Annotated in this window: 1 protein-coding gene; it reads right to left on the bottom strand. The window is 70.7% G+C overall.

Going from position 1 to position 1,398, the window contains the following annotated elements:
* Window positions 1–579 precede the first annotated feature (579 nt).
* Window positions 580–1,398: ATP-dependent Clp protease ATP-binding subunit ClpX (gene clpX, locus A0J59_RS21035; RefSeq protein ID WP_064317272.1), on the bottom strand; the 819-nt coding region annotated here is incomplete at its 5' end.

The following is a 1,398-nucleotide window of genomic DNA, read 5'->3' as shown; positions in this document are numbered from 1 at the left end:
CATCCGCCGCTCGTTCCTCGCGGCTCCCGCCAGGCCCGCCACGACGCGGCACCACCACCCACCCCGCCCTGCTCCGTCTCACCCTGGTCGTTGCTCACCTTGGGCGACCGCCCGCGGGGTGGGGCTCGGCCCGCGCCGCGCGGCCGGCCAGGCCGCGCGACCGGCCGGGTCGCCGCACCGCCGCGCCGGGACAGTCGCCGGTCGCGGGACCGTCACGCGGGCAGGTGGTTCGGGCGCGTCCGGCGCGCGGGACGCGTCCTTGTCGCCTGCTCGACCGCCGGGCCGGCCTGGTCGGGCTCATGCCGAGCCGGCACGGGCGTACCCGCCCCGGCGGGCCACCCGATGGTCGCGAGTGGGCGACCGGCGTCCCCGGGCGAGACGATCGCCGAGCGGTGGGGGTGGGCTCGGATGCGAAGGGGCGTCAGAGCGGCGCTCCTCAAACCCACGGCCGACAGACCAGGGTGACGGCGCCGCAGCCCCGAGCACCGAGGCCACCCGCGCCGCGGACCCGACCACGCGGGCCTGCGACCCGACCGGGGATCTACCTCGCCCGACCGGGGATCTACCCCGAGCAGCAGGTCAGGCGGACTTCTCCCGCGGGGTACGGCTGCGCGCGGTCGACGTGCGCGGCACGATCGTGGGGTTCACGTTGTCCAGCACGACCTCACGCGTGATCACCACACGCTCCACGTCATCGCGCGACGGAACGTCGAACATCACCTGCTGCAACACCTCCTCCATGATCGCGCGCAACCCCCGCGCCCCCGTCCCACGCAACAACGCCTGCTCCGCGACCGCCTCCACCGCACCCTCGGTGAACTCCAGCTCCACCCCGTCGATCGCGAACATCCGCTGATACTGCTTCACCAACGCATTGCGCGGCTGCGTCAAGATCCGCACCAACGCCTCGGAGTCCAACGCCGACACCGACGCGATCACCGGAAGGCGCCCGATGAACTCCGGGATCAACCCGAACCGGTGCAGATCCTCCGGACGCACCTGCGCGAACAGATCCTCCCCCGCACCCGTCTCGATCGGCGCACCGAAACCCACACCCCGCTTACGCGCCCGCGCCGCCACGATGTCGTCCAACCCCGCGAACGCCCCCGCCACGATGAACAACACGTTCGACGTGTCCACCTGGATGAACTCCTGATGCGGATGCTTGCGACCACCCTGCGGCGGCACCGACGCGCTCGTGCCCTCGATGATCTTCAACAACGCCTGCTGCACACCCTCACCCGACACATCACGCGTGATCGACGGGTTCTCCGCCTTACGAGCCACCTTGTCGATCTCGTCGATATAGATGATCCCCGTCTCCGCCTTCTTCACGTCGAAGTCCGCCGCCTGCACCAGCTTCAACAGAATGTTCTCCACGTCCTCACCGACATACCC

The sequence above is a fragment of the Cellulosimicrobium sp. I38E genome, assembly GCF_001647255.1.
Lineage (GTDB): Bacteria > Actinomycetota > Actinomycetes > Actinomycetales > Cellulomonadaceae > Cellulosimicrobium > Cellulosimicrobium cellulans_E.
This window is presented reverse-complemented; position numbering and strand designations above follow the sequence as displayed.